Annotated in this window: 2 protein-coding genes; both read right to left on the bottom strand. The window is 58.5% G+C overall.

Annotated elements, in window-relative coordinates; genetic code table 11:
* Positions 1–18: 18 nt before the first annotated feature.
* Positions 19–789: an IS3 family transposase gene (locus tag ACMTNU_RS20755; RefSeq protein ID WP_413937188.1), complete on the bottom strand. Its 771-nt coding sequence runs from the start codon at positions 787–789 to the stop codon at positions 19–21.
* Positions 786–1,064 carry a transposase gene (locus tag ACMTNU_RS20750; RefSeq protein ID WP_413937187.1) on the bottom strand — a complete coding sequence of 93 codons (279 nt, stop codon included), beginning with the start codon at positions 1,062–1,064 and terminating at the stop codon, positions 786–788. The genes ACMTNU_RS20755 and ACMTNU_RS20750 overlap by 4 nt, the downstream gene beginning before the upstream one ends.
* Positions 1,065–1,139: the final 75 nt, after the last annotated feature.

The following is a 1,139-nucleotide window of genomic DNA, read 5'->3' as shown; positions in this document are numbered from 1 at the left end:
TGTAGTGCTCCCCATTAGTCAAGCAGCCACAAACTGAGTACTGTGGCTGAGTTGTTGTTCGACCTGACATGGCGTCCGATACCCGAGCGCCGAATGCAAATAGCTTGTATTGTACCAATTGACCCACGCCGCCAGAGCGCGTTCCAGCTCCAGTGAACTCGTCCACTCCCGGAGCCAGAGGAGTTCTTCTTTGAGTGTTCGCATGAGCCGTTCTGTGTCGGCGTTCCCTTTCGGGTTGTTATAGCTTGTGAACGCCTGTGTGATGCCGAGTGTCGCGCAGGTTTTCATAAAGGCGACCGACGTGGGCTGACACCCATTGTCGCTCATCAACGACACTCCTTGGCCCTGGACTCCCGCCGGGAATTGTTGCTGCACCGCCTGCTCCAGCGCCAGGAGCCAGTGCGCACTCTTCGCTTGCAGCCCGGCGTAGTGGCCCACAATCTTCTTCGTGTACCAGTCCAGCACGAGCACGACATACACCCAGCCAATGGGCTCGACCATCACCTTGGTCATGTCGATGCCCCACCATTGATGGGGAGCTGTTGGGCGCGGCTTGCTCCGGCCGGGTGTCCGTGTCGCTTTCAGCCGGGGATTGGCCTTCACCAGCAGCCCGTGTTGCCGCATCAGCCGTAGCACCCGTTTCTTGTTGATCGGTAGTCCGTCTACAAACCGCAGATGGGCCCAGATGCGGCGATAGCCCCAGAACGGATGCTCAGCCTTCAGGGTTCGGATACGCTGCACGACGGTCTCGTTTCGCTTCGCGACGGCTACCGAGGTGCGCCACCTCATGGCCACCCCTCCGTGTCGCTTTTTTTGAGCTCCAGCGTCAATTCACCGACGAGGCTCTTCAGCCGAGCATTCTCGCGTTGGAGGCGTGCTTCACGGTCCGTCTGTTGGGCCACCTCAAATGTTTTCGGCGCGTTCGCCAGAAATTGATCGCGCCACTGATAATACTGAGCTTGGCTGATCTGATAGTCCTGACAAATCGCCCCGACCGATTTGCCCTTGAGGCCCTCCAGAACGACGATGGCTTTGGTCTTCGCGTCCCACTTCCGTCGCTTCATGGCTGATCCCTCCTTGGTGGATCAGCCACAGTCTACTCAGTTCCGGTGGCCGCTGTCTTAATGGGGAGCAGTATA

It is taken from the genome of Nitrospira sp. BLG_1 (assembly GCF_047338595.1).
Classification (GTDB): Bacteria; Nitrospirota; Nitrospiria; order Nitrospirales; family Nitrospiraceae; genus Nitrospira_D.
Note: the sequence above shows the minus strand (reverse complement) of the source record. Positions and strands in the feature narration are given on the sequence as shown.